Below are 2,440 nucleotides of genomic sequence, written 5' to 3' on the forward strand. Positions count from 1 at the left end.
CGGCCAGGCCCAGCGCAGCCATCCGCTTGGTGTGCGCCTCCGTGATCCGCGAGAACATCTTCCCGACCTCCGCGAGGTCGAACCCGTCGGCCACCCCGCCCACGAGCATGGTCGACAGCGCGTCCCGGTCGGCGACCACCCGCTGGGACTGCGACAGCGCCTCCCCCATCAGCCGCCGCGCCCACAGCGCCAGCCGGCCACCCACGCGCGGGTCGGCGTCGATGGCGGCCCGCACCTTCTCCACCGCGAACCCGGCGTGCCCGGTGTCGTCGAGGACGGCGAGAACCAGTTCGCGCGTGTCGGAGTCGAGCCGGGCGGCGACCTCCCGGTAGAAGTCGCTCGCGATCGAGTCTCCGACGTACGCCTTGACCAGGCCCTCCAGCCAGTCCGACGGCGCCGTCTGCTTGTGGAAGCCGTCGAGCGCCGCGACGAACGGGTCCATCGCGGCCGTCGGCTCCTCGCCGATCTCGGTCAACCGGTCGCGCAGCCGCTCGAAGTGGTGGAACTCGGCCGAGGCCATCTTCGCCAGCTCCGCCTTGTCCGCGAGGGTCGGCGCCAGCTTGGCGTCCTCCGCGAGCCGCTCGAACGCCGCGAGCTCCCCGTACGCGAGCGCGCCGAGCAGATCCACGACCGCGGCGCGGTAGTGCGGGTCCGCAGAGGCCTTCGCCCAGTCCTGGGCGGCGACACCGGTCGGTTCGGGGGCGGCGGCGGACGCGTTCCGAGGCTTGTCAGAGCTAGTCATGAGGCGCACAATAGCCCGCTCGACGCCCCTGCGAAGCCCCTGGTCAACCACTGTGACCACGACTACGTGACCAATTCGGCCATCGCGTGTGCGCGATTCCGGGGTATGGTGGTAATGCGCCTGCTGAGTGCGTCGACGGTGTTCGACGTGTTCCGACAGGCCGCACGCATGAGGATGCCCGGTCGGTGGCCCGATCGGCTCCGACCCGACAGCCCTCCCTGGCCGTACGGCGCAGTCCGTCGTACGGCAACCGGAGGGACACCCTCAGCGGTACGAGCGCTAGAGCGTCGGCAGAGGTCCCGTGTCATACGGCTTGCCCGAGTGGTTCGCCCGTACGGCAGCCGACGTCCCCGGCACGGTCAGCCATGATCCATGACCCCCGCGCTCGCCTCGCACCGCACCACACAGAAGAGGCAGCACCCTGACTACCACCTTTCGAGACCTGGGGATCCTTCCCGAGACCGCCGAGGCCCTGGAGGCCGTCGGCATCATCAACCCCTTCCCCATCCAGGAGATGACGCTCCCCGTCGCCCTCTCCGGCACGGACGTCATCGGCCAGGCCAAGACCGGCACCGGCAAGACGCTGGGCTTCGGCCTTCCGCTCCTCGAGCGCGTGACCGTCCCCGCCGACGTGGAGGCCGGACGCGCGGCCCCCGACGCCCTCACCGACGCCCCGCAGGCCCTCGTCGTCGTCCCCACGCGCGAGCTGTGCACCCAGGTCACCAACGACCTGCTGACGGCCGGCAAGGTCCGCAACGTGCGCGTGACGGCGATCTACGGCGGCCGGGCCTACGAGCCGCAGGTGGAGGCCCTGAAGAAGGGCGTCGACGTGGTCGTCGGCACCCCGGGCCGCCTGCTCGACCTCGCGGGCCAGAAGAAGCTGAACCTCCAGCACATCAAGTGCCTGGTCCTCGACGAGGCCGACGAGATGCTCGACCTGGGCTTCCTGCCCGACGTCGAGAAGATCATCGACATGTTGCCGGCCAGGCGTCAGACCATGCTGTTCTCGGCGACCATGCCGGGCGCGGTCATCGGCCTCGCGCGCCGCTACATGTCCCGGCCCACGCACATCCGTGCCACCGCGCCGGACGACGAGGGCGCCACGGTCGCGAACATCAAGCAGTTCGTCTACCGCGCGCACAACATGGACAAGCCGGAGATGGTCGCCCGCATCCTGCAGGCCGAGGGCCGCGGGCTGGCGATGATCTTCTGCCGCACCAAGCGCACGGCCGCCGACATCGCCGAGCAGCTCCAGCGCCGCGGGTTCGCCGCGGGCGCGGTCCACGGCGACCTCGGCCAGGGCGCCCGCGAGCAGGCGCTGCGCGCCTTCCGCAACGGCAAGGTCGACGTGCTGGTCTGCACCGACGTCGCCGCGCGCGGCATCGACGTCGAGGGCGTCACCCACGTCATCAACTACCAGTCCCCCGAGGACGAGAAGACGTACCTGCACCGGGTCGGCCGTACCGGCCGCGCGGGCGCGAAGGGTACGGCCATCACGTTCGTCGACTGGGACGACATCCCGCGCTGGCAGCTGATCAACAAGGCGCTGGAGCTGGACTTCAACGACCCCGTGGAGACGTACTCCTCGTCCCCGCACCTGTTCTCCGACCTCGGCATCCCCGAGGGCACGAAGGGCATACTGCCTCGCTCGGCGCGGACCCGTGCCGGCCTGGAGGCGGAGGAGCTGGAGGACCTGGG

General features: G+C 70.7%; 2 protein-coding genes. One reads left to right on the plus strand and one right to left on the minus strand.

The window, feature by feature from the left end:
• Window positions 1-742 (minus strand): ferritin-like fold-containing protein (locus ACLU3S_RS36685; protein WP_413956303.1); only part of this gene is annotated, 742 nt, incomplete at its 3' end.
• 514 nt (window positions 743-1,256) lie between these two features.
• Between ACLU3S_RS36685 and ACLU3S_RS36690 the strand changes: the two genes are divergently transcribed.
• On the plus strand, window positions 1,257-2,440 hold a 1,184-nt coding region (locus ACLU3S_RS36690), incomplete at its 3' end, for a DEAD/DEAH box helicase (protein ID WP_413956304.1).

Source organism: Streptomyces sp. AF1A (assembly GCF_047340315.1).
GTDB lineage: Bacteria > Actinomycetota > Actinomycetes > Streptomycetales > Streptomycetaceae > Streptomyces.